General features: G+C 65.8%; 28 protein-coding genes. 18 read left to right on the top strand and 10 right to left on the bottom strand.

All coding sequences use genetic code 11. The features are described 5' to 3' along the window. Positions 1-13: 13 nt before the first annotated feature. The 3 genes from ACIPVK_RS14710 to ACIPVK_RS14700 all read right to left on the bottom strand — a co-directional run bounded on the left by ACIPVK_RS14710 (position 14) and on the right by ACIPVK_RS14700 (position 2,111). Positions 14-643, bottom strand: a complete 630-nt coding sequence (locus tag ACIPVK_RS14710) for an MBL fold metallo-hydrolase (protein WP_407612727.1) — start codon at positions 641-643, stop codon at positions 14-16. Next, positions 643-1,728, bottom strand: a complete 1,086-nt coding sequence (locus ACIPVK_RS14705) for an S-(hydroxymethyl)mycothiol dehydrogenase (protein ID WP_407612726.1) — start codon at positions 1,726-1,728, stop codon at positions 643-645. Before ACIPVK_RS14705 ends, ACIPVK_RS14710 begins: the two co-directional genes overlap by 1 nt. A 110-nt stretch (positions 1,729-1,838) precedes the next feature. After that, entirely contained in the window at positions 1,839-2,111 is a 273-nt protein-coding gene (locus ACIPVK_RS14700) for a glutaredoxin domain-containing protein (protein WP_407612725.1), read from the bottom strand. A 35-nt stretch (positions 2,112-2,146) separates the two neighbouring features. Between ACIPVK_RS14700 and ACIPVK_RS14695 the strand changes: the two genes are divergently transcribed. Further along, a complete protein-coding gene (locus ACIPVK_RS14695) occupies positions 2,147-2,902 on the top strand; it encodes an SOS response-associated peptidase (RefSeq protein WP_407612724.1) in 756 nt (251 codons plus the stop codon). A gap of 233 nt (positions 2,903-3,135) precedes the next feature. After that, entirely contained in the window at positions 3,136-3,624 is a 489-nt protein-coding gene (locus tag ACIPVK_RS14690) for a hypothetical protein (protein ID WP_407612723.1), read from the top strand. A 92-nt stretch (positions 3,625-3,716) separates the two neighbouring features. Here ACIPVK_RS14690 and ACIPVK_RS14685 read toward each other — a convergent pair whose 3' ends face one another. Then, complete coding sequence (locus ACIPVK_RS14685; protein WP_407612722.1) at positions 3,717-4,787, bottom strand: LuxR C-terminal-related transcriptional regulator; 1,071 nt, start codon at positions 4,785-4,787, stop codon at positions 3,717-3,719. Between the two features lie 137 nt (positions 4,788-4,924). Between ACIPVK_RS14685 and ACIPVK_RS14680 the strand changes: the two genes are divergently transcribed. Beyond that, complete coding sequence (locus ACIPVK_RS14680) at positions 4,925-5,221, top strand: hypothetical protein (RefSeq protein WP_407612721.1); 297 nt, start codon at positions 4,925-4,927, stop codon at positions 5,219-5,221. Between the two features lie 138 nt (positions 5,222-5,359). Next, positions 5,360-5,848, top strand: a complete 489-nt coding sequence (locus tag ACIPVK_RS14675) for a hypothetical protein (RefSeq protein WP_407612720.1) — start codon at positions 5,360-5,362, stop codon at positions 5,846-5,848. On the opposite strand, the gene ACIPVK_RS14670 is transcribed toward ACIPVK_RS14675, so the two are convergent. Continuing rightward, positions 5,785-6,636 carry a response regulator transcription factor gene (locus tag ACIPVK_RS14670; protein ID WP_407612719.1) on the bottom strand — a complete coding sequence of 284 codons (852 nt, stop codon included), beginning with the start codon at positions 6,634-6,636 and terminating at the stop codon, positions 5,785-5,787. The genes ACIPVK_RS14675 and ACIPVK_RS14670 overlap by 64 nt on opposite strands. Positions 6,637-6,838: 202 nt before the next feature. On the opposite strand from ACIPVK_RS14670, the gene ACIPVK_RS14665 reads away from it, so the two are divergent. The 3 genes from ACIPVK_RS14665 to ACIPVK_RS14655 all read left to right on the top strand — a co-directional run bounded on the left by ACIPVK_RS14665 (position 6,839) and on the right by ACIPVK_RS14655 (position 8,812). Next, positions 6,839-7,735 (top strand): helix-turn-helix transcriptional regulator, encoded by an 897-nt coding sequence (locus tag ACIPVK_RS14665; protein ID WP_407612718.1) that lies wholly within the window; start codon positions 6,839-6,841, stop codon positions 7,733-7,735. Positions 7,736-7,738: 3 nt separating this feature from the next. Beyond that, positions 7,739-8,161 (top strand): cupin domain-containing protein, encoded by a 423-nt coding sequence (locus ACIPVK_RS14660; RefSeq protein WP_407612717.1) that lies wholly within the window; start codon positions 7,739-7,741, stop codon positions 8,159-8,161. 81 nt (positions 8,162-8,242) lie between these two features. Then, entirely contained in the window at positions 8,243-8,812 is a 570-nt protein-coding gene (locus ACIPVK_RS14655) for a DapH/DapD/GlmU-related protein (protein ID WP_407612716.1), read from the top strand. Positions 8,813-8,824: 12 nt separating this feature from the next. Here the strand turns inward: ACIPVK_RS14655 and ACIPVK_RS14650 are convergent, their stop codons facing one another. Continuing rightward, the gene (locus ACIPVK_RS14650; RefSeq protein WP_407612715.1) at positions 8,825-10,102 is read right to left on the bottom strand and encodes an MFS transporter; all 1,278 of its coding nucleotides are present in this window, start codon (positions 10,100-10,102) and stop codon (positions 8,825-8,827) included. Continuing rightward, entirely contained in the window at positions 10,099-10,668 is a 570-nt protein-coding gene (locus ACIPVK_RS14645) for a winged helix-turn-helix domain-containing protein (RefSeq protein WP_407612714.1), read from the bottom strand. The genes ACIPVK_RS14650 and ACIPVK_RS14645 overlap by 4 nt, the downstream gene beginning before the upstream one ends. A gap of 411 nt (positions 10,669-11,079) precedes the next feature. On the opposite strand from ACIPVK_RS14645, the gene otnK reads away from it, so the two are divergent. From otnK to ACIPVK_RS14605, 8 genes are all read left to right on the top strand, one after another. Next, positions 11,080-12,327, top strand: a complete 1,248-nt coding sequence (otnK, locus tag ACIPVK_RS14640; protein ID WP_407612713.1) for a 3-oxo-tetronate kinase — start codon at positions 11,080-11,082, stop codon at positions 12,325-12,327. 16 nt (positions 12,328-12,343) lie between these two features. Further along, positions 12,344-13,123 (top strand): 2-oxo-tetronate isomerase, encoded by a 780-nt coding sequence (otnI, locus tag ACIPVK_RS14635; protein WP_407612712.1) that lies wholly within the window; start codon positions 12,344-12,346, stop codon positions 13,121-13,123. Continuing rightward, a complete protein-coding gene (locus tag ACIPVK_RS14630) occupies positions 13,120-13,902 on the top strand; it encodes a DeoR/GlpR family DNA-binding transcription regulator (RefSeq protein ID WP_407612711.1) in 783 nt (260 codons plus the stop codon). Before otnI ends, ACIPVK_RS14630 begins: the two co-directional genes overlap by 4 nt. Before the next feature lie 14 nt (positions 13,903-13,916). After that, positions 13,917-14,879 carry a D-erythronate dehydrogenase gene (gene denD / locus ACIPVK_RS14625; protein ID WP_407612710.1) on the top strand — a complete coding sequence of 321 codons (963 nt, stop codon included), beginning with the start codon at positions 13,917-13,919 and terminating at the stop codon, positions 14,877-14,879. A gap of 27 nt (positions 14,880-14,906) precedes the next feature. Continuing rightward, a complete protein-coding gene (locus tag ACIPVK_RS14620) occupies positions 14,907-16,358 on the top strand; it encodes a GntP family permease (protein WP_407612709.1) in 1,452 nt (483 codons plus the stop codon). 45 nt (positions 16,359-16,403) lie between these two features. Continuing rightward, positions 16,404-17,027, top strand: coding sequence for an aldolase (locus tag ACIPVK_RS14615; RefSeq protein ID WP_407612708.1), 624 nt, complete (start codon positions 16,404-16,406; stop codon positions 17,025-17,027). A 150-nt stretch (positions 17,028-17,177) separates the two neighbouring features. Further along, positions 17,178-17,591 (top strand): helix-turn-helix domain-containing protein, encoded by a 414-nt coding sequence (locus ACIPVK_RS14610; protein ID WP_407612707.1) that lies wholly within the window; start codon positions 17,178-17,180, stop codon positions 17,589-17,591. A 229-nt stretch (positions 17,592-17,820) separates the two neighbouring features. Beyond that, positions 17,821-18,222 carry a VOC family protein gene (locus ACIPVK_RS14605; protein WP_407612706.1) on the top strand — a complete coding sequence of 134 codons (402 nt, stop codon included), beginning with the start codon at positions 17,821-17,823 and terminating at the stop codon, positions 18,220-18,222. Between the two features lie 414 nt (positions 18,223-18,636). On the opposite strand, the gene ACIPVK_RS14600 is transcribed toward ACIPVK_RS14605, so the two are convergent. Both ACIPVK_RS14600 and ACIPVK_RS14595 read right to left on the bottom strand, forming a co-directional pair. Next, on the bottom strand, positions 18,637-19,164 hold the full coding sequence (locus ACIPVK_RS14600) for a GNAT family N-acetyltransferase (protein WP_407612705.1): 528 nt from the start codon (positions 19,162-19,164) through the stop codon (positions 18,637-18,639). Positions 19,165-19,350: 186 nt separating this feature from the next. Then, positions 19,351-20,364, bottom strand: coding sequence for an AraC family transcriptional regulator (locus ACIPVK_RS14595; protein WP_407612704.1), 1,014 nt, complete (start codon positions 20,362-20,364; stop codon positions 19,351-19,353). 80 nt (positions 20,365-20,444) lie between these two features. Here ACIPVK_RS14595 and ACIPVK_RS14590 point away from each other — a divergent pair, with 80 nt between their 5' ends. Both ACIPVK_RS14590 and ACIPVK_RS14585 read left to right on the top strand, forming a co-directional pair. Continuing rightward, positions 20,445-21,287 carry an NmrA family transcriptional regulator gene (locus ACIPVK_RS14590; RefSeq protein WP_407612703.1) on the top strand — a complete coding sequence of 281 codons (843 nt, stop codon included), beginning with the start codon at positions 20,445-20,447 and terminating at the stop codon, positions 21,285-21,287. After that, the gene (locus ACIPVK_RS14585) at positions 21,284-21,772 is read left to right on the top strand and encodes a DUF1772 domain-containing protein (RefSeq protein ID WP_407612702.1); all 489 of its coding nucleotides are present in this window, start codon (positions 21,284-21,286) and stop codon (positions 21,770-21,772) included. The genes ACIPVK_RS14590 and ACIPVK_RS14585 overlap by 4 nt, the downstream gene beginning before the upstream one ends. A gap of 79 nt (positions 21,773-21,851) precedes the next feature. On the opposite strand, the gene ACIPVK_RS14580 is transcribed toward ACIPVK_RS14585, so the two are convergent. After that, the gene (locus ACIPVK_RS14580; protein WP_407612701.1) at positions 21,852-22,247 is read right to left on the bottom strand and encodes a VOC family protein; all 396 of its coding nucleotides are present in this window, start codon (positions 22,245-22,247) and stop codon (positions 21,852-21,854) included. Positions 22,248-22,457: 210 nt separating this feature from the next. Between ACIPVK_RS14580 and ACIPVK_RS14575 the strand changes: the two genes are divergently transcribed. Beyond that, on the top strand, positions 22,458-23,297 hold the full coding sequence (locus ACIPVK_RS14575; RefSeq protein ID WP_407612700.1) for a DUF1206 domain-containing protein: 840 nt from the start codon (positions 22,458-22,460) through the stop codon (positions 23,295-23,297). Positions 23,298-23,323: the final 26 nt, after the last annotated feature.

Genomic DNA, 23,323 nt, shown 5'->3' with positions numbered 1-23,323 from the left:
CTTGCGCGTGTGGCTAGTGCCCGCGCTTGATCCACTCGTCCAGGTTCGGTGCCTCGGCGCCGATGGTGGTGGCATCGCCGTGTCCGGTGTTCACCACGGTGGCCCCGGGCAGGGTGAGCAGGCGTTCGCGGATCGAGTCGATGATCGTCTCGAAGCTCGAGTAGCTGCGCCCGGTGGCGCCCGGCCCGCCGTTGAACAGCGTGTCGCCGGAGAACAGGGTTCCCAGTTCCTCGGCGTAGAAGCAGGTCGAACCCGGCGAGTGCCCGGGGGTGTGCAGCGCCACCAGGGTGGTCCCGGCAACCTCGAAGGTGTCCCCGTCGTTGATCTCGTGATCCGCAGTGGTGCCCGGGAAAACATCCTGCCAGAGCATGGTGTCGGCCGGGTTCAGGTGGACCGGGGCCTGGACCAGGTCCGCGAACGCGCGGGCGTAGCGGATGTGGTCGTCGTGCCCGTGGGTCAGCAGCACGGCCTTGACCGCACGGTTGCCCACAGCTTCCTTGATCTTGGACGGCTCGTGGGCCGGGTCGATCACGAAGACCTCGTCCTCGTTGCCGACGATCCAGACGTTGTTGTCCACGTCCCAGGTTCCCCCGTCCAGGGAGAAGGTGCCGGAGGTGACGATGTTTTGGATCTGGGCGCTCATTAGAGTTCCACCACCGAGCGCAGGACCTTGCCCTCGCCCATCTTGGTGAACGCGGCCTCGACGTCGCCCAGTGCGATGCGCTCGGAGACGAAGGCGTCCAGGTCCAGGCGGCCGAGCTTGTACTGCTCGACCAGCATCGGGAAGTCGCGGGACGGCAGGCAGTCGCCGTACCAGGAGGACTTCAGCGATCCGCCGTGGCCGAAGACGTCCAGCAGCGGCAGCTCCAGCTTCATCTCGGGGGTCGGGACGCCGACCAGGACCACGCGGCCGGCCAGGTCGCGGGCGTAGAACGCCTGCTTGTAGGTCTCCGGGCGGCCCACGGCCTCGATGACCACGTCGGCGCCGAAGCCGCCGGTGACGGCCTTGATGCCCTCGACGGCGTCGTTGGTCTTGGAGTTCACGGTGTGCGTGGCACCCATCTTGGTGGCCATGGCCAGCTTGTCGTCGTCGATGTCCACCGCGACGATGGTGGTGGCGCCGGCCAGCTTCGCCCCGGCGATGGCGGCGATGCCGACCCCGCCGCAGCCGATCACGGCCACGGACTCGCCGCGCTTGACCTCTCCGGTGTTCATGGCGGCACCGATGCCGGCCATCACGCCGCAGCCCAGCAGGCCCACGGCGGCCGGGTCGACGTCCTCGTCGACCTTGGTGCACTGCCCGGCCGCGACCAGGGTCTTCTCGGCGAAGGCGCCGATGCCCAGGGCCGGCGAGAGCTCGGTGCCGTCCTCCAGGGTCATCTTCTGCGAGGCGTTGGCGGTGTTGAAGCAGTACTGCGGGGTGCCCTTGGCGCAGGCACGGCACTGGCCGCAGACCGCACGCCAGTTCAGGATCACGCGGTCGCCGACGGCGACGTTGCTGACTCCCTCGCCGATCTTGGAGACCACGCCGGTGGCCTCGTGCCCGAGCAGGTACGGGTAGTCGTTGCCGATGCCGCCGAGCTTGTAGTGCAGGTCGGTGTGGCAGACGCCGCAGGTGAGGATGTCAACCACTGCCTCGCCCGCTGCGGGGTCCGGGACAACGATGGTCACCGTCTCGACGGGCGCATCCTTGGCGCGGACGATTACGGCCTGGACCTTTTGTGACATGTCACTCCATTCATGCGGGGTCGCGCACGTGCGCGACGAAAATGCTTAACGTGGAAGGGGTGCCGCTCGCCTTTCGGCAAGTGGCACCCCTCCATCCAAGCACAGCCTGACTAGACTCGCTCGAGGACTTCCTCAATCCGCGGGTTTGTTGCGGAAGTCCCATCGGGGAAGACCAAGGTCGGGACGGTCTGGTTCCCGCCGTTGAAGCCCTCGACCAGCTCGGCGGTTCCCGCGACTTCCTCGATGTTTACCTCGGTGTAGCCGATTCCCTTGGCATCCATGAGGCGCTTGAGGTTGCGGCAGTAGCCGCACCACGAGGTGGTGAACATCGTGACCGCACCGGCTTCGGGAATGTACGGGGCAAGTTTTGTATTTTCGCTCATACCCCACGTAACCGAGGACGTGAGAGTCTTATTCCATGTGCGGACGATATGTGATGGCCAAGGCCATCGGAGATCTGGTGGCGGAGGCGGAAGCCGAGGCCGACGCGAACCTGGAACTGCGGCAATCCTGGAACATCGCCCCGACCACCGACGTGCCCATCGTGCTGGAGCGCCTCGTCGAGGGCGCGGCGCACCGGCAGGTGCATGTGGCCAAATGGGGACTGGTTCCCGTGTGGGCGAAGGACCCCGCCGTGGGCGTGCGTGCCTTCAACGCCCGCAGCGAAACCGTGATCGAGAAGCCGACCTTCAGGTCCGCGGTCAAGGCACGGCGCTGCGCAGTGCCCGCCGAGGGGTATTACGAATGGCTGGCGGGAGACACCCCCAAGGCCAAGAAGCGCCCGTTCTACGTTCACCCTGCCGACGAGTCGCTGATCTTCTTTGCCGGGCTCTACGAGTGGTGGAAGGACCCGGCCAAGGGGGACGGGGAACCGGGGCAGTGGCTGCTCTCCACCACGATCCTCACCGGCCCGTCCCCGGAGGCCGACGCGGAATCACCGGTCCTGCGGGAACTGCACGGGCTGCACGACCGGCTGCCGCTCCCGCTGGCCAAGGAATCACTGGCCGAATGGCTGGATCCGGAAAACAAGAATGCCGACGAGCTGGTGGAGATGGTGCGCGCCGGGGCCGATGAGGTTGCCTCCGGCTGGGAGCTGCGCGAGGTCGACGCGGCGGTGGGCAATGTCCGCAACGACGGACCCGAGCTCATCGAGGCCCACTCGGGGCTGTTCTAGGCCTCGATTACTTTGGCACTGAATGGCAGGTGTCGCTGAAGTTGCCGCAGGCGGCGGTTGGCCGGCACATATCGTCCGCGCATGGAAACGGTTCGGACCTTCCTGATCTCGGACCGGCGGACTCGGCATTGGCTGACTACGTACCAATGCGCATGGCGCGCGACGTTCCCCGGGGGAAGACTTGAACGTATCGGTGCGATGGGAACGCGCCGCCAACCTTGGAGGAATCAAAAATGGGTATCAGAACTTGGGGGGTCCGGGCCGCCGCGGTCACCGGGGCCGTGGCGTTGCTGTCGGTCGTGGCGGCCCCCGCGGCGCTGGCGCACGACTGCTTCAAGAAGCAGTGGAGCGATGCCGCCTACGCGCAGCAGCTGCAGCAGGAGCGTTGGATCCCGCTGGACGTCATTGCGGACCGGTTCGTCATTGCGGAGATCGCCCCGGACTGCGTGGGCAAGATCGATTTCGTCCCCTACCTGGAGCCGTGGATGAAGGCTGAGGGCATCTCGCACGTTCCGCTGATCTACTTGAACACCAATATCTCCGCAAACTCGATTGGTGCGTTTGCCAATGTGAACGGGAACTCGGAGCCGGCCCTGTTGGGATCCGGCAAGGAGAGTCGGGCCATTGGCTACCTGGAGAACCACTTCGATGCCCTTGACTTGCTGGTCTTCGAAGCGCTGGAGGACGCGGTGTCCAGCGGGGCGTGTGAGCTGCCGGTGTAGCCGCCGGGACGCTCATCGTTACCGCCGGATGGCGGTCCACCGCGTCCGGTTCCGGTTCGGGTTTCCTGCTTCGGCTGATCCATTCCGGCGGGTCAACGGCCGGCGGCCATGGCAACCAGGGCACCGCGGCTTTGCACTCCGCACTTGCCAAACAGGGACTTGAACTGGTCCTGCACCGTGTACCTGCCGATGCCCAGGGCATCCGCGAGCGCCGCGGTGTCCAGCCCGCTACCCGCAAGCTCAAGCAGCTGGCATTCGCGCGGGCTCAGGGCGAAGGACCGCTCGAAGACCGCCAGGCGTTCGGCGGGCAACGCGTCCTGGATGGTCACCGCGATGGGTGCCGCCGCGCCTCCGGCCGGTGTGTTCATGCGCGAGGCCGACAAACGCGCCCACACCCCTGCCCCCACGTGGACCAGGGCGCTGGCCGGGTGCGCATCGACGCCCCGTTCGGTGGCCAGCAACTGTGCAGCCACGTTGAGCACCTCGGCCGGAATGCCCTGGTGCGGACGGGGTCCGCGCTGCAAGAGGTCCAGCCACAGGGCGGCCGAATCGGTCTGGCTGACGATCCCCAGGTCGTCGCCCAACACCAGCACCGCCTGCTCATGGAGGGGTGCGCGGGCATCGTAGCCTGACTGGAACTGGCGCGCCGAACAGTGCCGTAGGCCGGTGGCGATCGCCGGGGCCAGCTCCGAGACCTGTTCCGCTTCCTCGCCGGTGAAAGTGCCGGCGCCGTGGCCTCTCCATAAGTCAAGCCAGCCCCAGATGCCCCACCTGTCCGCAAAGGCAATCGACAGCACGTCGGTGATCGAGTACCTGCACAGGATCCCGGCCCAGGATTGGCTGCATGACAGGTCGCCGCCGGAGACCGCGGCCAGTGAGAGTGCTCGCGCCGGGGCCGTCGGCAGCGTCGTCCAGCGGTTCAGTGCGGTGGCGTACTTGAGTGCGATCAGCAGGGGAAGTTCCTCGGCGCAGGGGATGCGTGCCATCGGGGAGATCCCGACGGTGGTGAGCGGATCGGCCAGCGGCCACACCCAGGCGTCGTGCCCGGCGATCCCGGCGATTTCCCGAAGCACCGCACGCCGGTATTCGTGGCTCTCCAGCCGCGCGTCGTCCAGGGCGGCGATGCGCTCGATCCGGCGGCCCTGGACCCACCTGCTTTCCATGGGACAAGTATGCGCGCCGCTGGGTGCGGGGCAGAGAGGTTTGTGGATCCCAGAAAACTGGGATGGCGGGATGCCTGGCCCCGCGCCTACGCTCAAGTCATCGGCCGCGGAAGCGGCCGCGAGGAAAGGAAAGCGTGATGTACACGCTGCAGATAGAGCATGGCGTCAAGGACTTCGGGATGTGGTTGGGTGCGTACGGAGCAGACCCGCTGGGGCGGGCCGACTCCGGCGTCCTGGCAGAGCGCATCTACCGCCCCGTCGACGACGGGCACTATGTGGTGCTTGATTTGGATTTCGCCTCCCGCGCCGAAGCCGCGGACTTCCTGGACCGGCTTCGGTCGAAGGTCTGGTCCTTGCCCGCAGTTTCGCCCGCGCTGGCCTCGGGGCCAAAGACGCGCATCGTGGAGCAGGTGGACGGCGCCGGCGGGGCGTAAGCGCAGTGCCGGCGCTCCTGGAACGGGAGGATCGGGCCCCGGCTACGTACGACTGCGTATGGCGCCGCACCTGCTCCAGGGGAAGACTTGGGCGTGTCGGCGCGAAGGGAACGCGCCATCAACCTTGGAGGAATCTAAATGGGTATCAGAACTTGGGGAGTCCGGGCCGTTGCGGCCACCGGGGCCGTCGCATTGTTGTCAGTGGTGGCGGCCCCTGCGGCGCTGGCGCACGAATGTTTCAAGAAGCAGTGGACCGATGCCGCCTACGCGCAGCAGCTGAAGTCGGAGCGATGGATCCCGTTGGATGTCCTGGCGGACCTGTTCGTCATCCCGGAGATCGCCCCGGACTGCGTGGGCAAGGTCGATCTCGTGCCGTACCTGGAGCCGTGGATGGAGGCGGAAGGCATCTCGCACGTGCCCCTGATCTACAACAACGCCAACATCTCCGAAATCGCGTTCGCCGCGTGGGGCAACGAGACCGGGAATTCGGGCCCCGGCCTGCTCGGTTCCGGCAAGGAGAGCAGTGCCATCGGCTACATCGGGAACCACACCGACTTCCTGGATCAGATGCTCGCCGAGGCGCTGACGGACGCGGTGTCAAACGGGGTGTGTGAGTTCCCGGCATAGAAGCCGGGACGATCATCGGCACGGGCGGGCTGCTGGGGGAGCAACCCGCATTGTTGGGCGCGGAGGACCGCGGAAAGACGGTCCACCGCGCCCAATTTCCGGTATAGGTTCTCCTGGTGTTTGTGCACGGTTCGTGGAGAGACACAGAGCCGGGCAGCAATGCCTTCCGCGGTGCAACCCCGTGCGACCAAGGCAAGCACCAGCTTCTCGCGGGGGGTCAGCGGGCGCTCCGGTGCGGCCGCCGGGGCGGGCGACAAGGACTCGAGCATGCGGATGTGCGCATCCAGGCCGCGAACAATGGGCTGGAGGCACAAGGCGGTTTCCCTGTCACGCTCGAGGTACGCACCGTCGCTGACGAAACCGTAGGTTGCCGACTCTGCCCCGGCGGTGGCCAGCGGCAGCGAGAGCTGGTGCGGACTCAGGCCGAGCCGTTCGATCATGGACGCGGCGAACTCGGAGACCGGCCAGCCGCGCTCGCCGACCTCGACCAGGGTCACCGGCAGGGGGTCGGCAGTGGCGTTGTGGTAGGCGAATACCGGATGGTCGGTCCCGGCGCGCTCCACGGCCAGGGGCCAGGCAGGGGTGTCGAGCGATGCGTACTGCCCGAAGATGGAGATCCCTCCGAGCCCGCCGGTCATGGCCAGCGGGGCACGGACCGCCGCGAAGGCACGGAACGATTCGAGCAGGGCGTCGTTCAATTGATTCCGGGCAACGCCCGGGTCCGGTTCCTGCAGGATCCCGGCGGCCGTGTCAAGCCATCGGTTCCGCAGCCGGTCAGTGCTGTCCATCTGGGCTTTCCTCCCCAAGCACGCCGCGACGAAAGTACGCATTGGGCATAGGCTACGCCGCTGCGCGCCCGCACGGGAGGGGTAGGGGCGAACGACCGGGAAAAGGGCGTGCCCATCGGGCCGCCGGCCTGCGTGGCACGGAGGAGATGGGTGCCCTGGGAGGGTATCCCTCATCCGGGTGCCCACCCGTAGGCTTATGGGCATGGATAATCGGTCGGAAGTTCGCGAGTTCCTGATGTCGCGACGGGCAAAGATCACCCCGGAGAGTGCCGGCCTGCCGTCGATCGGCAACCGGAGGGTTGCCGGCCTGCGCCGCGGCGAGGTGGCGGTCCTTGCCGGAGTCAGCGTGGAGTACTACTCGAAGCTCGAACGCGGGGCCATTGCCGGGGCCTCGGCGTCGGTCCTGGACGCCCTGGCCCGTGCCCTGATGCTCACCGAGACCGAGCGGGCACACCTCTTTGACCTTGCCCGCGCCGCCGACGGCATCCCGACCTCCGGACGCCACCGCCGCCCCGCCTCCCCGTCCCGGCCGCCGCGTGAATCCCTGCAATGGGTCCTGGACTCGATCAAGGATTCCGTCGCCTTCGTGCGCAACGAGGCCCAGGACCTGCTGGCCGTCAACGAACTGGGCCGGGCGTTCTACTCGCCGGTGATCGGCGGCAGCGGCGGGCGAAGGCCCAATCTTGCCCGGTTCCAGTTCCTGGACCCCGCGTCCAAGGACTTCTATCCGGACTGGGAGCTGTTCGCGCAAATGTGCGTGGCCATCATCCGGAACGAGGCCGGGAAGGACCCGCAGCACCGCGGCATCCAGGACCTGGTCGGGGAGCTGTCCACCCAGAGCGAGAGATTCCGAACGCTGTGGGCCGCCCACGACGTGAGGACCCACGGCACGGGAACCAAGAGGTTCAACCACCCCGAGGTGGGTGAGCTGACCCTGGCCTACGAGGAGTTGGCCATCACCGCGGAACCGGGCCAGGTCCTCCTGGTCTATACGGCGGCGCCGGGCTCGGAGTCCCACCAGAAGCTCCAGCTGCTCGGTTCATGGAACAAGACATCCCTCGTTGAGAACCCTGCGCTTGGCGCAAAGGAAAGGAACTGATCCATGGCCCATGCGATCCTGCCGAAGGCCCCGACCGCCAAGAACCCGCCGGAACAATTCACCGGCGACGTGTGGGTCGACCCCATCGCCTATCCCCGGGAAGAGGGCCAGGGGATGATCGTTGCCCGGGTGCGCTTCGCCCCCGGTGCCCATACCGCATGGCACTCCCACGCCAAGGGCCAGACCCTCCACGTGACAAGCGGCATCGCGCTGTTCGGCACGCGAGACGGCGCGGTCCTGGAGGTGCGGCCGGGCGAAACCGTGTACTGCCCCGCGGGGGAGGAACATTGGCACGGTGCCACCCCGGAGGACTTCATGGAGCACCTCGCGATGCTCGAGAACGCGGATGACCCGGCACAGACCACCACATGGCTCGAACACGTCGCCGAGGGCGACTACCACCGCCCGGGCGGCAGGAACAGCTAGACCCAATCACGGGCATTCCCGCCCGGCGAAGGCTTGAAGTGGTGCCCGCGGAACAGGCAGGCACCTGAATGGAAGGACAACATGGAACTCACCGACCTCCTGGAAGAACTGAATGCCGGGAACACCATCGCGGGGGACTCGCCGTTGCACGAGGTGATGCACCGAACCAGCCAGGAGGCCCTGCGTATCACCGGCGAGCTGAACGGCGGGTACCGGGAACCGGAGAGGGTCCGGGAATTGCTGGCCCTGCTGACCGGCAAGCCGGTCGATCAGTCCGTGACGCTTTTCCCGCCCTTCAACGCCGACTTCGGAAAAAACATCACCCTGGGCAAGCGCATCTTCATCAATGCCGGGTGCAAGTTCCAAGACCAGGGCGGGGTGGACATCGGGGACGATACCCTGATCGGGCACAACGTGGTGATCGCCACCCTGAACCACGACCTGGCGCCGAGCCGCCGCGCGGACATGCATCCGGCACCCGTGGCCATCGGCCGCAATGTGTGGATCGGGTCCAACGCCACCATCCTTCCGGGGGTCAGGATCGGGGACGACGCCGTGGTGGCTGCCGCGTCCGTCGTCACCAAGGACGTCCCCGCGGGGGCCGTGGTGGTGGGTTCGCCGGCGCGGGTGGTGCGCTCGGTCACCGAGTAGCGGGAACCGGCTTCACCGGGGGCGTTGCCGGTCTTCGGGTCCGGCCGCAACGGTGGAATCGGGCACCCCGGCACCGGGCCCCACCCTGTGTCCGCGCCGCAGCATGGCCAGCGCACAGGCGGAGACCACCACACCGGCAACGATCATCAGCCAGCGGTAGTCCATGACCGCCACCAGCAGGGCGCCTACGGCAATCGAGGCCAGTTGCGGGACGTTGAGGACCAGGTTGGTGGCCGCGGCGGCCCGGCCCTGGAGCCGGGCCGGGGTCATGCGCTGCCGGGTGGTCACCAGTGCCACGAAGATCCATGGCACACCCACGCCGGCCAGGAAAAGGGCGGGGATGACGAGGACCAGCAGCAACCCGTGGCCGGCGACCAACGGCACCAGGTCGGACGCCGCGGCAAAGGCGGCCACCGCGATCAAGGCCAGTCCCAGGCCGACTGCCCTTCCCGGCCCGGCCTTGCGCATCAGCGTGGCCGCGGTGAGACCGCCCAGGATGCTTCCGGCTCCCTGCAGGCTCATGAGCACCCCGAAGAACCCCGGTTCCAGGCCCAGGCCCTTGTCGATCAGTTCGAAGAGGGCCGAATCGAACATCCCGATGACGCCCAAGGCCGTCGCGGTGACCATCACCATGCGCCACAGCAGCGGGATGCCCGCCAGGTGGCGGAACCCCGCGGAGTTCTCGTGCCAGAACCCGCCGCGTTCGGATGCCGCCTCGGGGGCGGATTCCCGCACGGACACCGTCAGCAGCAGGGCCGCGGTGAGCAACAGCGCCCCGGCGACGCCCAGGGCCAGCGCGCCGCCGCCCCACAGCGTGTAGAGCGCGGCGCCCAGCAGGGGAGTGAAGATCCGAAGGCCCTGGTCGATGGTGGACAGCATGCCGTTGGCGCTGTCCAGGTGCTCGTCATCGAGCATGTCACGCACCAACCCGGACTGGGCCGCGCCGTTGAGGATGCCCAGCAAACCGTAGATGAAGGCCACCGCGTAGATCAGCCAGAGCTCTCCGGGTTCGGTGACCAGCAGGAGCAGCAGCGCGCTGCCGGCGGATACCGCATTGCCCAGCACCAGCAGCCTGCGGCGTTCGAACCTGTCGGCGAGCGCACCGACCAGCGGGGAAAACACGATGGGCAGTCCCAGCGCCAGGAACACGAGGCCGGCCGCGCTCGAGGAGCCCGAGATGTCCTTGGCCCAGATGGACAGCGTCAGGAACAGGGCGCTGTCGGCGAGGTTGCCGATGGTCCAGACACCGGCGAACCGGCGGAAGACCGGGATGGACAGCAGCTCTTTCACGATTCCCCGCCCTCCTGGATGAGGTCGTGGGCCAGGGTGGTGGCCATGAAGACCCGCACGGGGGCGGAGCCTTCGGGGCGCAGGGCCGGGTCGGTGATGCGATCCAGGAACGGGGCAATGAGCCGCTGGTAGTGCTCGTTGAGGGTATCGGCTTCCTCGGGGGTCAGGAACAGCGTGGAACCGGCCTCGAAGAGGTGTCCCTTCCAGGTTTCGGGAACCGGCAGGTGCCGGCCGGCGCGCATGCGTTCGAATTCCCACTGCTGGAGCATGTCTCCAAGCGCCACGGCTGTGGTTTGGGCATCGGGGTCCACCTTGTTCCTGTCCAGGTTCTGGGTGACGTCGGTGATTTGCCAGGGCCTGTTGCGACCGGTGGCTCCGGGGGCGCGCTCGATGTAACCGTGTTCGGCCAGGGTGCGCAGGTGGAACGAGCAGTTGGCCGGGCTTTCGCCGACGTACTCGCTGCAGCGGGCCGCGGTGATCGGTCCCTGGGTGCCGACAAGCTCGAGGAGCCGGATGCGCAGGGGATGGGCCAGTGCCCGCATGGCCTTGCGATCGGTGATGTCCATGGACCACACGCTAGTGTCGAAAGAACTCTTTCGCAAGAGTTCTTTCGATATGGCGGCCACCGATCGCCGAGGGCATTGCGCGATGGCCAGGCCGCGGTCCGTGCGGAACTTCTCCTTGGCGGACACCGCGCTGGGGCGCAGGGCATGTGCGCGGTTTAGGCCCATTATGGTGCGCGTTACTGGGGCATGTGACGGGGTTGACGATGATGGGAATATTTGTGAAAGACAGGTATCTCATCGGCCTTGTCGGACCGGCACCAGGGGTTACCCGGTCCCGGTAATCTGGAAGTTTTACGTTACGCCCCAGCCTCGCTTGTCAAGTAAGCCATTGCTCCAGGGTGTGTGAATATGGTAACTTTTGTGAAACATTGTAAACAGCGGTGAAGGCGCCGCGGCAGACGGGGAGTGAACATGGATGTTCGGCTTGGTGTAATCGCCGATGATTTTACTGGTGGGACCGACATCGCGAGTTTTCTCGTGGCCAACGGGCTGAAGACCATCCAGCTCTCGGGTATCCAATCGCTCGACTCCTTTGCCGATGATGTGCAGGCAATTGTGGTCAGCCTCAAGAGCCGTTCCAATCCGGTAGATGAAGCCATTGAACAGTCGCTGCAGGCCCTTGAACTGCTCAAGACTGCCGGTGCTCGACAGATCTTGTTCAAATACTGTTCAACGTTCGACAGCACCTCCCAGGGGAACATTGGTCCTGTCACCGATGCGCTCCTGAACGCCTTGGACGAGAACTTCACCGTCGTCTGCCCGGCGCTGCCGGTCAACGGGCGCACCACGTACCAGGGCTACCTATTTGTCAACGGCGTGCCACTCCACGAATCGGGAATGCGTAACCACCCGGTCACCCCGATGTCCGATTCAAGCCTGGTCCGTCTCATGGACGGCCAGTCCCGGGGAACCGCTGGGCTGGTACCTGTGGAGACCGTTGAGCGGGGTCGCGAAGCAGTGGGCGATGCCCTGGCCGAACTGAAGGCCGCGGGAAACCGCTATGCGGTACTTGATGCCCTTAACGACCGGCACCTGGATGTACTGGGCGAGGCCGTTGCCGAGATGCGCCTGGTCACCGGCGGCTCGGGACTTGGTGGAGCCATCGCCCGGGCGCTCCCGGACACGGCCGTAGGCGAACGCTCGTCCTTCACTCCGCGGACCGGGCCTGCTGTGATCCTGTCGGGTTCCTGCTCGGTCATGACCAACGACCAGGTAGCCGACTACAAGACCAAGGGCCCTTGTCTCGCTGTGGATGTCGACCGGCTGCTGACCTCGCCAACGGGCCATGACGCGGATGTTCTGGCGTGGTTCAACGAACAACCCTCCACCGGCCCGGCTCCGCTGATCTTTGCCACTGCCGGCCCCGACGAAGTGCAGCGTCTCCAACGGACCTACGGATCGGTTGAAACAAGCCAGGCCATCGAGGGATTCTTCGGGCGCATCGCCATCCGGCTGGTGCAGGACGGAATCCAGCGCATGGTGGTGGCTGGCGGCGAAACCTCCGGTTCGGTCACCACCGCGTTGGGTGTCACGGGATTCGAGGTGGGCGAACCGATCGCCCCTGGCGTTCCCTGGGTCCGGACGCTTGATGGACAGGTCGACTTGGCCTTGAAATCGGGAAACTTCGGAACCATTGATTTCTTCAGCCAAGCCCAGTAAGTCCAGGAAGCCGATCATGCCGAAATTTGCAGCGAACCTGTCCATGATGTTCACAGAATTGCCGTTCCTCGAGCGTTTCGAGGCCGCGGCGACCGCTGGCTTCAACGCCGTCGAGTATCTCTTCCCCTATGACTTCGAGAAGTCTCTGATCGCGGACAAGCTGAAGACACACTCTCTCGAACAAGCGCTTTTCAACGCCTATGCGGGGGATTGGGACGACGGCGAGCGCGGGCTGGCCGCGCTGGAAGGACGCCAACAGGACTTTCGGGCTTCGATCAACCAGGCCTTGGACTATGCCCGGGCCCTCGCCTGCCCCAAGATCCACATCATGGCAGGAATCAGCGAAGTCACCGCCATGACCGAGGCCCTGTATGTCGAGAACGTGCGGTATGCGGCCGATCTGGCGGCCGCGCTTGACATCGAGGTGCTGATCGAACCAATCAACGCCCGCGACATGCCCGGATATTTCCTGGGCAGCGTTGCCCAAGCAGTCGACCTGCTTAAGCGGATCGACCGGCCGAACGCCCGCCTGCAGTTCGACTATTACCACGCCCAAATCACCGAGGGCGATGTCACCAGGCTGATGCGCGATTCCATTGATTCCATCGGCCACATCCAGATCGCCTCGGTGCCCGAGCGCAACGAGCCGGATGCCGGGGAGCTGAACTACCCCTACGTGCTGGCCGCATTGGATGCCGCGGGATACCGCGGATGGGTGGGGTGTGAATACCGGCCGGCAGGGGAAACCACCGCGGGCCTGGGCTGGCTCGCTGCATACCGTAACGACGCCAAGTGATTCCCCTAGAGCGCCAGCGCGCCATCCTTCAGATGCTTCAAGAGCAAGGAAGCGTCAGCATCACCAGCCTCGTCGAGGCCCTGGGCGTATCTCACATGACGGTTCGCCGCGACATTCACCGGCTCGAGGAACTCGGCCGTGTCGTCTCGGTCCCCGGCGGCGTGAGCAGGCCCGAGCGACTGGCCCTGGACCAGTCACATACGGTCAAGGAAGGTCTGCAACAAGCGCAGAAACTGGCCATCGCACAGGCTGCCGCCGAGCAGGTCCAACCCGGCAACGTGGTGTTCCTCGACGCCGGAACCACCACGCTGGCCATCGCCCAATGCCTGGCCCCGATGCCGAACATGGTCTTCGTGACCAACGACCTGTCGATTGCCCTGAGTCTCTCCGAGCGCTCGAGCAACGAACTCTACTTCGCCGGCGGCGCCCTGGACCGTGCCAACCTCTCGTCGGACGGTTCACTGACAGCCCGCATGATTGCCCAGTTCAACGTCGATGTGGCGTTCATGTCCACCTCGTCCTTTGATCTGCGCGGAACCTCCGTGCCCACCGACGCCAAGCTGGCGGTCAAACGGGCCATCAAGGAGACGGCCGCACGCACCATCTTGGTGAGCGACAGCAGCAAGTACGGCCGGGTGGCCAGCTTGCAGGCAGTCAAGCTCACCGACATCGACGGAATCATCACCGATTCCGGACTTGCCGATTCGGCGGTCGAGAAGATCAAGGAACTGGGCATTCCCCTCACCCTGGTCGACCCCCATCTCGAATTCTCCAACTAAAGAAAGTTTCAAAGATGAAAATCATAGTTACCGGCGGTGGCGGATTCCTCGGTAGCCGCGTCATCCAGCTGCTCCTTGAGCGCAAGGATGCAGGGACCGGCACCGTGGAATTCGACCAGATCGTATCCTTGGACCTGGCAGATTGCCCGGTCGAAGATTCGCGCGTCACCTCGGTCAAGGGAAGCATCGGCGACATCGAATTGCTTCACGGTCTGGTCGCAGCGGACACTGTGGGCATCTTCCACCTCGCGGCCGTACTCAGTGGCGGCTCCGAGGAAGACTTCGACCTGGCGATGAACGTCAACGTCGACGGAACCCGGGCACTTCTTGAGGCGGCCCGGAAAACCAAGGCCGCCCCGCGCTTCGTGTTCACCAGCTCCTTGGCCGTCTTTGGCGGAGAAATGCCGCAGACCGTCCCGGAAAACCTGGCCACGCAGCCGGAGTCGACCTACGGCACGGTCAAGTCCATCGGCGAGCTGCTGGTCAACGAGTACACCCGCAAGGGGTACATCGACGGGCGCATCTGCCGCCTGCCGACAATTTCCGTGCGCCCGGGCAAGCCGAATTCCGCGGCGTCGTCCTTTGCCAGCTCGATCATCCGCGAACCATTGAACGGCACCGGATCGGTGTGCCCGGTACCGGTCGAAACGAAGATGTGGCTTTCCTCGCCCAACGCCGCGGTCGCCAACCTGGTCCATGCCTTTGAGCTTGGTGGGGATCTGCTCGGCGGCTGGCGGGTGCTAAACGTCCCGGGACTGAGCGTCACCGCCGGGGAAATGCTCGAAAGCCTGGCCCGCGTTGGCGGCCAGCAAGCGCGGGGCTTGGTGGAGACCAAATACGACGCGAAGATCGATGCGATCGTCGGTTCATGGCCCGGTGCCTTCGACGTCGAACGCACGCGCAGCCTCGGCTTTGTTTCCGACACCGACTTCGACCAGGTCGTTCAGCAGTACTGCGACGATTTCATCGCGAACTAACTTTCCCCAGATCCTAGGAACACCATCATGAATTTTGCGGTTGAAACAATCGCAACTGCCAGCCCGGCGGCAATCGTCGGGCTTGTGGTTGCCATAGCAGTGCTTATCTTCCTTGTGCTCAAGACCAAAGTGCACGCACTGCTGGCCTTGATCATCGCGGCGTCCATTGCCGCGCTGGCCGCCGGCATGACGCCCGAAGCGGCGGTTGCCTCGATCACCGCCGGGTTCGGTTCCACCCTTGCCACCATTGGCCTGGTCGTGGGCTTTGGCGTGATGATGGGCCGCATTCTGGAAGTTTCCGGGGCCGCCGAAAAACTGGCCATCTCCATGATCCGCTGGCTTGGCCGCAAGCGCGAAGACTGGGCGCTGTCGGTCGCCGGCTACATCATCTCCATCCCGATCTTCGTGGACAGCGCGTTCGTGATCCTCACCCCGCTGGTCAAGGCGCTGTCCGCCAGCACCGGCCGCTCGAAGCTGACACTGGGCATCGCCATGGCCGGCGGCATGGTGCTGACCCACCACGCCGTCCCGCCGACCCCGGGCCCACTGGGTGCCGCAGGCATCTACGGCGTGTCGATTGGCGACATGATCCTCTACGGGTTGCTGCTGACCCTGCCTGCACTGGTGACCGTCACGCTCTACGCCCGTTTCGTTGGCCCAAAGATCGACGCCATGGCACCGGTTTCGGTGTCCGTGGCGGCCGGAGGCGGGGACAGCATCCTGCCCGTCGCCGACGACAAGACCACCGCCAAGGAAGCCTTCAAGGAATTCAACGAGCTTGCGGATGAACGCCTGAAGGAACTCCCTTCCCTGTTCCTTTCCCTGCTTCCGGTTCTCGGGCCCATCGTCCTGATCTTCCTGAACACCGGCATCTCGGCCGTTGCCAAGGCCACCGACGGGGCCATCCCGGACATGGTTGTCCAGATCGCCTCATTCATCGGCAACCCTGTGATCGCTGTAGGCATCGGCGTGTTGCTGGCCATCTACGGGCTGGCCCGCCAGATGGACCGCAACTCCGTTCTTGCCGAGATGGAAAAGGGCGTTGAATCGGCCGGCATCATCCTGCTGGTCACCGGTGGCGGCGGGGCGCTCGGTGCAGTGCTGCGCGACAGCGGTGTTGGCGATGCCATCGGCCAGTGGGTCTCGACCCTCCCGTTGCCGAGCATCCTGATCCCGTTCCTGATCGCAACCATGGTCCGCCTGGTGCAGGGCAGCGGGACCGTTGCCATCATCACCTCGGCATCCCTCTCTGCGCCGATCCTGGCTCAGATCCCCGACGTCAACATGGTCCTGGCCGCACAGGCTGCCTGCTTGGGCGCCATGGTGTTCAGCTACTTCAACGACAGTCTGTTCTGGGTCGTCAACCGCATGCTTGGAGTCACCGACGTGAAGCGGCAGATCCTGACCTGGTCCATTCCGACCACGGTTGCCTGGGCCACGGCCCTGGTCACGATCCTGGTCGCCGACATCTTCCTCTGATGGGTGCACACCCATCCACCAACATTCCAAAGCAAAGGGCAGTAAGTGAAGTTTCTCGAGACTAGAGCAGAAATGGTGGAGCTGGCGGCAAGCCTTTTCCAGCGTGGATACTCGGTGGGCAGCGCCGGCAACATCAGCGTCCGCGTAGCCGACGGCTACCTGATGACGCCCACGAACTCATCGCTGGGGCGGTTGGACGCCGAACGCTTGTCGCTCCTGGACCACGGGTGGAACCACATTTCGGGCGACGCCCCCTCCAAGGAAGTCGTCATGCACCGGGCCATGTACGAGGCCCGGCCAGACACCGGGGCCATCGTCCACTTGCACTCCACGCACGTGACAGCGCTCAGCTGCCTGGCACCAGGCAACGGGCCCTTGATCAAGCCGCACACCCCATATCTGGTGATGCGCTTGGGGGAGGACATTCCGTTGGTTCCCTACTACAAGCCCGGGGATGCCGGCATGGAGCGTGACATCTTTGAAGCCGCCCGGGAGGCCAAGGCCATTATCCTGGGAAACCACGGAAGCATTGTCGCTGGGAAGAGCCTGGTTAATGCGGTGGATTCCGCCGAGGAACTGGAAGTGTCCGCGCAGCTGGCGCTGTTGCTGCGCGGGCGGGACACCCGTCCGCTGACCGCGGTGGAGATCGATGCCTTGATGAACCGGTAGCACCGGTCGGCTGCGGTCGTCCTATTTGGGCGATAAGAGGGCCCGTGTCTGGTGATAGCTATGCAGTCGCCAGACACGGGCCTTTTCACGGGGCGGCGACAGCCACGGGACAGTGCAGACGCCGGTGCGTTCGCTGATAGCCTCGAACCCATGAAGCCGTACGAGCTCGAGGCGCTCACCGCACTGCGCCGGGCCAAGGACATGATCGACCGCGAGTACGCCAAGCCCCTTGACGTTCCCACCATGGCGGCCAAGGCCATGATGTCCCCGGCCCATTTCTCCCGGCAGTTCAAGGCCGCCTATGGGCAGAGCCCGTACGCATACCTGATGACCCGGCGCATCGAGCGTTCGATGGCGTTGCTTCGCTCCGGGATGAGCGTCACCGACGCCTGCATGGCGGTGGGCTGTACCTCCCTTGGCTCCTTCAGCACCAGCTTCACCCAGATCACCGGGGAAAGCCCCAGCGGCTACCGGAACCGGGAACATGCGGCGGTGGAGGCCATGCCCGCCTGCATCGCCAAGTCCGTGACCCGCCCCAAAAGCACCAGGACGCCCCGGTACTAGATCCCCGGGATCTCGCCCAGCGCGTCGGCGGACTCTTCCCTCGGCGGGCCCACGGCACCCGGTGGGTTGCCGTGGGCTCCCCGGACGGCAAGCGCTCGCCGGAGGGAAGGCGGGTCCCGCATGTTCGAGGTAAAGCAGCGGCTTGATCTCCCCGCCCCCTCGGGCCGCTGCCGGACATCGAGCAGGATCCAAGAAGCGCGCCCGGGGACCTGGTGCCTATCGTGGAGACATGGACATTTCACTGCAGTACTCACACATCACCGTCAACGACGTCGACGAAGCCATCCCGTTCTACCGCGACGGGCTGGGGCTGAAGGTGGAGAACGATGTGGCCTCGGGGGAGCACCGCTGGGTCACCCTGGGTTCGGACACCCAGCCAGGACTGGGGATCGTGCTTTCGGACCCTCACGCGGGGCGCTCGGAGGCCGACGGCAACGCCATGCAGGAGCTGCTCACCAAGGGCGTGCTGCCGATGACAGTCTTTTCCACCAGCGACGTTGATGCGCTTTTCGAGCAGGTGCGCGCCACCGGGGCCGAGGTCCTGCAGGAGCCCATCGAGCAGCCGTGGGGCCCGAAGGACTGCGCGTTCAGGGACCCCTCGGGCAACATGATCCGCGTGTCCCAGCGCTAATACGAAACCCCGCCGGAACCACAGCAGGCCGGGCACCGTCACTTTGACGATGCCCGGCCTGCTTCAAAGGTGCTGGTGCCTACCGGATCGGCGGGTACGGCCCGATGGGCTCGGGCTCGTCGGGCGGGTAGGGGCGTTCCGGATCCGGGGGATGGGGAACGGGGCCCGGATCGGGCGGAGGTTCATTCGGTGGAGCGGGCGGAACCGGTGGAACGCGGCCGGGGTCGCCCGGGCGGACCGGGGGCTCGGGAGGCTGTGGGATTGTCATGGTCACGCACTTTCTTCCGATAGTGGATGCAAGCCCAGTGTAGGGCCCGCCCGGGTGGCGGCGGAACCCCCGCTGCGGCGGGGCATCACGGCGTCGCGGCCAGCGGAACGGGCACTGTTCCATGCAGGAGATGCCCACCGCGTTGCTCAGGGCTGATCCTGTTCCAGGATCCTCTGATACAGGACGTGGTCCTGCCACCGACCCGCAATCTTCAGGTATTTCGGAGCGAGTCCGAACCGTCTGAAACCGTTCTTCTCCAGCACTCTCTGCGAGGCGGCATTGTGGGGGAGGGTTCCGGCCTGAAGCCGGTGGAGGTTGAGCGCGGTTGCAAGATCAATGGCCTCGGCGACGGCTTGGGACGCGAGGCCGGCCCCGTTTTCGTCCCGACTGACCCAGTAGCCCAGCGCACCCGATTGGAATGCTCCGCGAACGATTCCGCTGATATTCAATCGTCCCGCGAGGCCGCCGGTCGCGTTGAGAATGACCAGTGGAACCATGTCACCATTTTCATGGGAGTGAAGTGCGTGTCGGGCAATTTCCCCCTGCTTGGCCACTGTGAAGAACGCGTCGTCACGTAGCGGGTCCCATGGACCAAGGAACGTCCGGTTCTTGCGGAGAAGCTCGGTCAGTTCCGGGACGTCGCCTAGTTGTAGGACCCGGGTGGCGATTTCCATTGCACTTTTCCTTTCCTCAGGGAACTCATTTCGTGGGACATGAAAAAATGCGCGGGCGAACAAGCCCCACGTAAGCATACGGACTGCGACGAGTCACCCAATAACGCGCACGGATGCCGGTCGAACGCACCGGGAATCGACCAGCGGTTCTCTCGGAGTCTCGTTTCAATCGACGTTTGGGAACACCTACAAGTTGGCCGGCACGGCCTTCATCGGTTCGGGCGGGATTTCGTTGTGTGGTGATGTGCCCGCTTCGGCGGCAGGGGTGAGGTAGGTGCGCTCCCGGTACCCGGTGGGGCTCACCCCGAACCGTCGCTTGAAGGCCGCGCTCAAGGCGAAAGGGGTGCCATACCCGACCCTGGCGGCGATCTGTGTGGTGGTCAGCCGGGGGTCTGCGAGCAGCTCGCTGGCGAGCAGCATCCGCCAGTTCGTCAGGTAGGTCATGGGTGGTTCGCCGACGCCGGCGCGAAACCGGGCGGCAAGGGTTGCCCGCGACACGTTCAGGCGCCGTGCGAGCGATTCCAGGCTCCAGGCCTCGGCGGGGGACTCGTGGAAGAACGCCAGCGTCCGGGCGATGAGCGGATCCGTGCCGCCGGCGAGCCAGCCTCGGGCCGTCTCCGGGTGGAGTCCGGCCCAGGCGCGGATCGAGTGAACGAGAAGCACGTCGAGCAACCTGTCGATGGTGCTGCCTTGCCCCGGCGCGTCGCTGGTGATTTCACCTTCAAGGAACCCCAGCAGGGACGGACTGACGTGGCCGGCCGGAACGACGGCGATGCGGGGCAGTGCCGTCGTGACGGCCGCGCCGATCTCGGCGTCGGTTTCATAGGTGCCGATCAGCATCGTCGTCTCGCCGGCGGGGGCGTTGCCCCAGGTGCGTATCCCGTGGTCCATGCTTGTTTGGAGGTCCTTCCCGGACGGTGAAGTGCAGCGCTGGCCGGGATGGATGAGAACATCCGGGGCGCGGGAAGGATCATCCGAGACGGTGTAGGGGTCCGGGCCCCGGACGATTGCCACGTCGCCCGCCCGCAGCTCGAAGCGTTCATTGTCGGCTTCCAGCCATGCATTCCCCGACATCATGGACATGACCGTCAAGGGTGCACGGTCCCGCACATTGATGGACCAGTGCGGGGACATGACCACGCGGAGGGCGAAGGCGCGCCGCGCCCGGGGTCCGTCGAGGAGGTGAGTGAGTGGATCCATGCTTCAACTCTAGACGATCGCGTATGGATGTAAGCCGCAGGGCTATTCAAAGTGTGAACCAGCTGCCGTTGACTTGAGTCATGACCAATTCAAATGTGCTTGTCCTTGGCGGTACCGGTCGCACCGGCGGCCGCATCGTCCGCCGTCTTCGCGATCGCGGAATCCAGGCCCGTGTCGCCTCCAGGCGGGGAAGGGAGCCGTTCCGGTGGGAGGACCGCGCAACCTGGGATGTCGCGCTGCGCGGAGCCTCGGCCGCCTACCTCTGCTATTCACCGGACCTGGCCTTCCCGGGCGTGGCCGAAATGATCGGGGAGTTCGCCGGACGGGCGCGGAACCTGGGGGTGGATCGGATGGTGTTGCTCTCGGGCCGCGGGGAAGCCGGTGCCCGCGCCAGCGAGAAAGCTGTCCAGGAAACGGCGGCGCAGTGGACGGTCATCCGTTCCTCGTGGTTTGCACAGAACTTCAGCGAACACTTCCTGCTGGGCCCCACGCTGCGCGGGCGGCTGGTCCTGCCCGCGGGCGATGTCCGCGAACCCTTCATCGACATCGACGACCTGGCCGAGATCGCAAGCGCCGCGCTCACCGAGGACGGGCATGCCGGCACCGTCTACGAGGTCACCGGCCCGCGCCTGTTGTCCATGCACGATGTTGCGGCCGAGATCTCCGCTGCTGCGGGACGAAACATCGAATATGTGCCCGGCACGGCGGAAGAGTTCGTTGCCGACGTGGCCCGTGACGGAGTCCGGCCCGACGATGCCCGGCCGCTGGCCGAGCTCTTCGAATCGATCCTCGACGGGCGCAATGCCTCCATCGCCACCGGTGTGGAATCTGCCCTTGGCCGGCCCGCGACGGACTTCACCGACTACGCACGCCGCGCCGCCGCCAGTGGCATCTGGAACCCACGCATCGAGTCCCGCGCATGAGCGGCACGCTCGTGACCGCTGCTGCCGCCACCTCGGCCGTCTGCGCCGGGGTGGCGGGCGGTGTGTACTTTGCCTTCTCCGCAATCGTCACGCCCGCCCTGCGCGCCCTTCCCGCCGACCAAGCGGTTGAGGCGATGCAACGCATCAACACCAGTGCCCTCCGGTTGCCCTTCATGGCCGTCTTCTTCGGGGGTGCCGCCGCCTCGGCCGCCGTGGTCGTCGCGGAGCTCGCCTCGGACGGGGCTTCCCCGGGGGCCGCAAATCGCATGGCCGGCGCCGCACTGGCCCTTGCCGCCTTCGGCATCACCATCGTGCGCAACGTCCCGCTCAACAATGAACTTGCCCGAATCGCGCCCGATGCGGGGGACGCCGCGGCACGATGGAGCGCATTCGACCGGGGCTGGAGCCGTGCCAACCATGTGCGGGCAGCGGCCTCAATAGCGGCGACGGTCGTTCTCCTGGATTCGCTCGCACGCTTCGAGTGACCAATCCCGTGTCATTTGCCCCAATGCCATTGCCCGCCGGTGGAACGCCGCCGGCCAATGGCGACGCGGGCGGATGCCCTCACGTCGCGCACTGGAAACGGAGTTCGTGCCCGTCGGGGTCCTTCACGTGCGGCAGCACCCAGCCGATGGCTCCGGGGTGGACGCCGGGATGGCGTTCCCCCAGGGCCGTCAGCCTTGCGGCCAGCTCCTCCAGGGCCTTGCGGTTTGGTGCGCCGAAGGCAAAGTAGTCGAAACCCGCGGCGGCGGCGGCCCGTGCCGGATCGAGCCACAGGCCCAGCTCCGGGCCACCGCGCGGATGCCGCAGCAGCAGCCCGGCGATTTTCTCGCCGTCCCGGATTTCCATGACCTGTTCATAGCCCAGGCGGCTCTCGTACCAGGTCCGGCTGCGTTCCAGGTCCGTCACCGGAAGCTTCACGTGGTGGATTCCGTCAAGTTCCGGGATCTCGGTATTCATGGGCTTCGCCTTTCGGTTGCCGGCAGTTAAACGATAGGCCCGCGCACGGAATAATCACAGGGGAACCGGGAGTTTGCGGCCGCTTGCCTTGTCCTTGCCCCGGCGGCACCGATCGAGGCCGGAAAGCCCTTCGGGGTGCAGGTGTGTGCGATCGCCCGGATCGGTGGCAGGATGACGTTATCAACGCGGGGCTCCTGGGGGCGTCTTCGCATGAACGGGGAGAACACCATCAAGAAGGACATCGAGGGAGCGGCCGGCGCGGCGGAACAGGCCTCGAATTCGCGGGCCTTTGTGGCGGTCGCGAGAGCGGGTTTTGCAGTCAGCGGCGTCCTGCACGTGTTGATCGGGATCATCTCCATCCAGCTGGCCTTCGGGGATTCCGGGGACGCCGACCAGGGCGGGGCGATTGCCCAGCTTGCCGCCCAGCCGGCAGGCTACGCCTTGATTTGGATCGGCGCCGTGGCCTGCCTTGCCTTGGGGCTGTGGGAAGCCAGTAGCGTGGTCTTTGGCTATCGCCAGGCCACGGCCCGGAAGCGGCTGGGCAAGAAACTGGCCGCAGGCGGGCGGGGAATCGTGTTCCTTGCCCTGGCCGCGGGCTTTGCATCCTTTGCCCTGGGCAACCGCAAGGACAGCGGCGATTCCACCAGCGATGCCTCGGCCCGGCTCATGCAGATGCCCGGCGGCTCGTTGCTCTTGCTGGCCGTCGGTGCCGGCATCGCCGTCACCGGCATCGTGTTCGCCGTCAGGGGCGTCCTGCGGTCCTTCGCCAAGCGGCTGGTCCTGCCAGCCTCGAGGCCCCTGCGCACTGCCACCGTGGTCCTGGGGGTTTTCGGGCATGTGGCGAAGGGCATCGCCCTGTTCCTGCTCGGGCTCTTGTTCATCGTGGCAACGCTGCAGTCGGACCCGGAGGAGTCCACGGGGCTTGACGGCGCGCTCAAGTCGGTGCTGGCCCAGCCCTTCGGGATCTACGCGCTGGTCTTCATCGGCGTCGGGCTGGGATGCTACGGGATCTACCTGGTCTTCAAGTCGCGGTTGGCGAAGATGGACTGAACTCCCTGCCCCGCTTGTCCGCGGGG

It is taken from the genome of Paeniglutamicibacter sp. MACA_103 (assembly GCF_045798555.1).
Taxonomy (GTDB): Bacteria; Actinomycetota; Actinomycetes; order Actinomycetales; family Micrococcaceae; genus Paeniglutamicibacter.
Note: the sequence above shows the minus strand (reverse complement) of the source record. Positions and strands in the feature narration are given on the sequence as shown.

Coding starts and splice junctions, on each gene's coding strand:
- ACIPVK_RS14710 (WP_407612727.1), bottom strand. CDS start 643: ATGAGCGCCCAGATCCAAAACATCGTCACCTCCGGCACCTTCTCCCTG.
- ACIPVK_RS14705 (WP_407612726.1), bottom strand. CDS start 1,728: ATGTCACAAAAGGTCCAGGCCGTAATCGTCCGCGCCAAGGATGCGCCC.
- ACIPVK_RS14700 (WP_407612725.1), bottom strand. CDS start 2,111: ATGAGCGAAAATACAAAACTTGCCCCGTACATTCCCGAAGCCGGTGCG.
- ACIPVK_RS14695 (WP_407612724.1), top strand. CDS start 2,147: ATGTGCGGACGATATGTGATGGCCAAGGCCATCGGAGATCTGGTGGCG.
- ACIPVK_RS14690 (WP_407612723.1), top strand. CDS start 3,136: ATGGGTATCAGAACTTGGGGGGTCCGGGCCGCCGCGGTCACCGGGGCC.
- ACIPVK_RS14685 (WP_407612722.1), bottom strand. CDS start 4,787: ATGGAAAGCAGGTGGGTCCAGGGCCGCCGGATCGAGCGCATCGCCGCC.
- ACIPVK_RS14680 (WP_407612721.1), top strand. CDS start 4,925: ATGTACACGCTGCAGATAGAGCATGGCGTCAAGGACTTCGGGATGTGG.
- ACIPVK_RS14675 (WP_407612720.1), top strand. CDS start 5,360: ATGGGTATCAGAACTTGGGGAGTCCGGGCCGTTGCGGCCACCGGGGCC.
- ACIPVK_RS14670 (WP_407612719.1), bottom strand. CDS start 6,636: ATGGACAGCACTGACCGGCTGCGGAACCGATGGCTTGACACGGCCGCC.
- ACIPVK_RS14665 (WP_407612718.1), top strand. CDS start 6,839: ATGGATAATCGGTCGGAAGTTCGCGAGTTCCTGATGTCGCGACGGGCA.
- ACIPVK_RS14660 (WP_407612717.1), top strand. CDS start 7,739: ATGGCCCATGCGATCCTGCCGAAGGCCCCGACCGCCAAGAACCCGCCG.
- ACIPVK_RS14655 (WP_407612716.1), top strand. CDS start 8,243: ATGGAACTCACCGACCTCCTGGAAGAACTGAATGCCGGGAACACCATC.
- ACIPVK_RS14645 (WP_407612714.1), bottom strand. CDS start 10,668: ATGGACATCACCGATCGCAAGGCCATGCGGGCACTGGCCCATCCCCTG.
- otnK (WP_407612713.1), top strand. CDS start 11,080: ATGGATGTTCGGCTTGGTGTAATCGCCGATGATTTTACTGGTGGGACC.
- otnI (WP_407612712.1), top strand. CDS start 12,344: ATGCCGAAATTTGCAGCGAACCTGTCCATGATGTTCACAGAATTGCCG.
- denD (WP_407612710.1), top strand. CDS start 13,917: ATGAAAATCATAGTTACCGGCGGTGGCGGATTCCTCGGTAGCCGCGTC.
- ACIPVK_RS14620 (WP_407612709.1), top strand. CDS start 14,907: ATGAATTTTGCGGTTGAAACAATCGCAACTGCCAGCCCGGCGGCAATC.
- ACIPVK_RS14610 (WP_407612707.1), top strand. CDS start 17,178: ATGAAGCCGTACGAGCTCGAGGCGCTCACCGCACTGCGCCGGGCCAAG.
- ACIPVK_RS14605 (WP_407612706.1), top strand. CDS start 17,821: ATGGACATTTCACTGCAGTACTCACACATCACCGTCAACGACGTCGAC.
- ACIPVK_RS14600 (WP_407612705.1), bottom strand. CDS start 19,164: ATGGAAATCGCCACCCGGGTCCTACAACTAGGCGACGTCCCGGAACTG.
- ACIPVK_RS14595 (WP_407612704.1), bottom strand. CDS start 20,364: ATGGATCCACTCACTCACCTCCTCGACGGACCCCGGGCGCGGCGCGCC.
- ACIPVK_RS14590 (WP_407612703.1), top strand. CDS start 20,445: ATGACCAATTCAAATGTGCTTGTCCTTGGCGGTACCGGTCGCACCGGC.
- ACIPVK_RS14585 (WP_407612702.1), top strand. CDS start 21,284: ATGAGCGGCACGCTCGTGACCGCTGCTGCCGCCACCTCGGCCGTCTGC.
- ACIPVK_RS14580 (WP_407612701.1), bottom strand. CDS start 22,247: ATGAATACCGAGATCCCGGAACTTGACGGAATCCACCACGTGAAGCTT.
- ACIPVK_RS14575 (WP_407612700.1), top strand. CDS start 22,458: ATGAACGGGGAGAACACCATCAAGAAGGACATCGAGGGAGCGGCCGGC.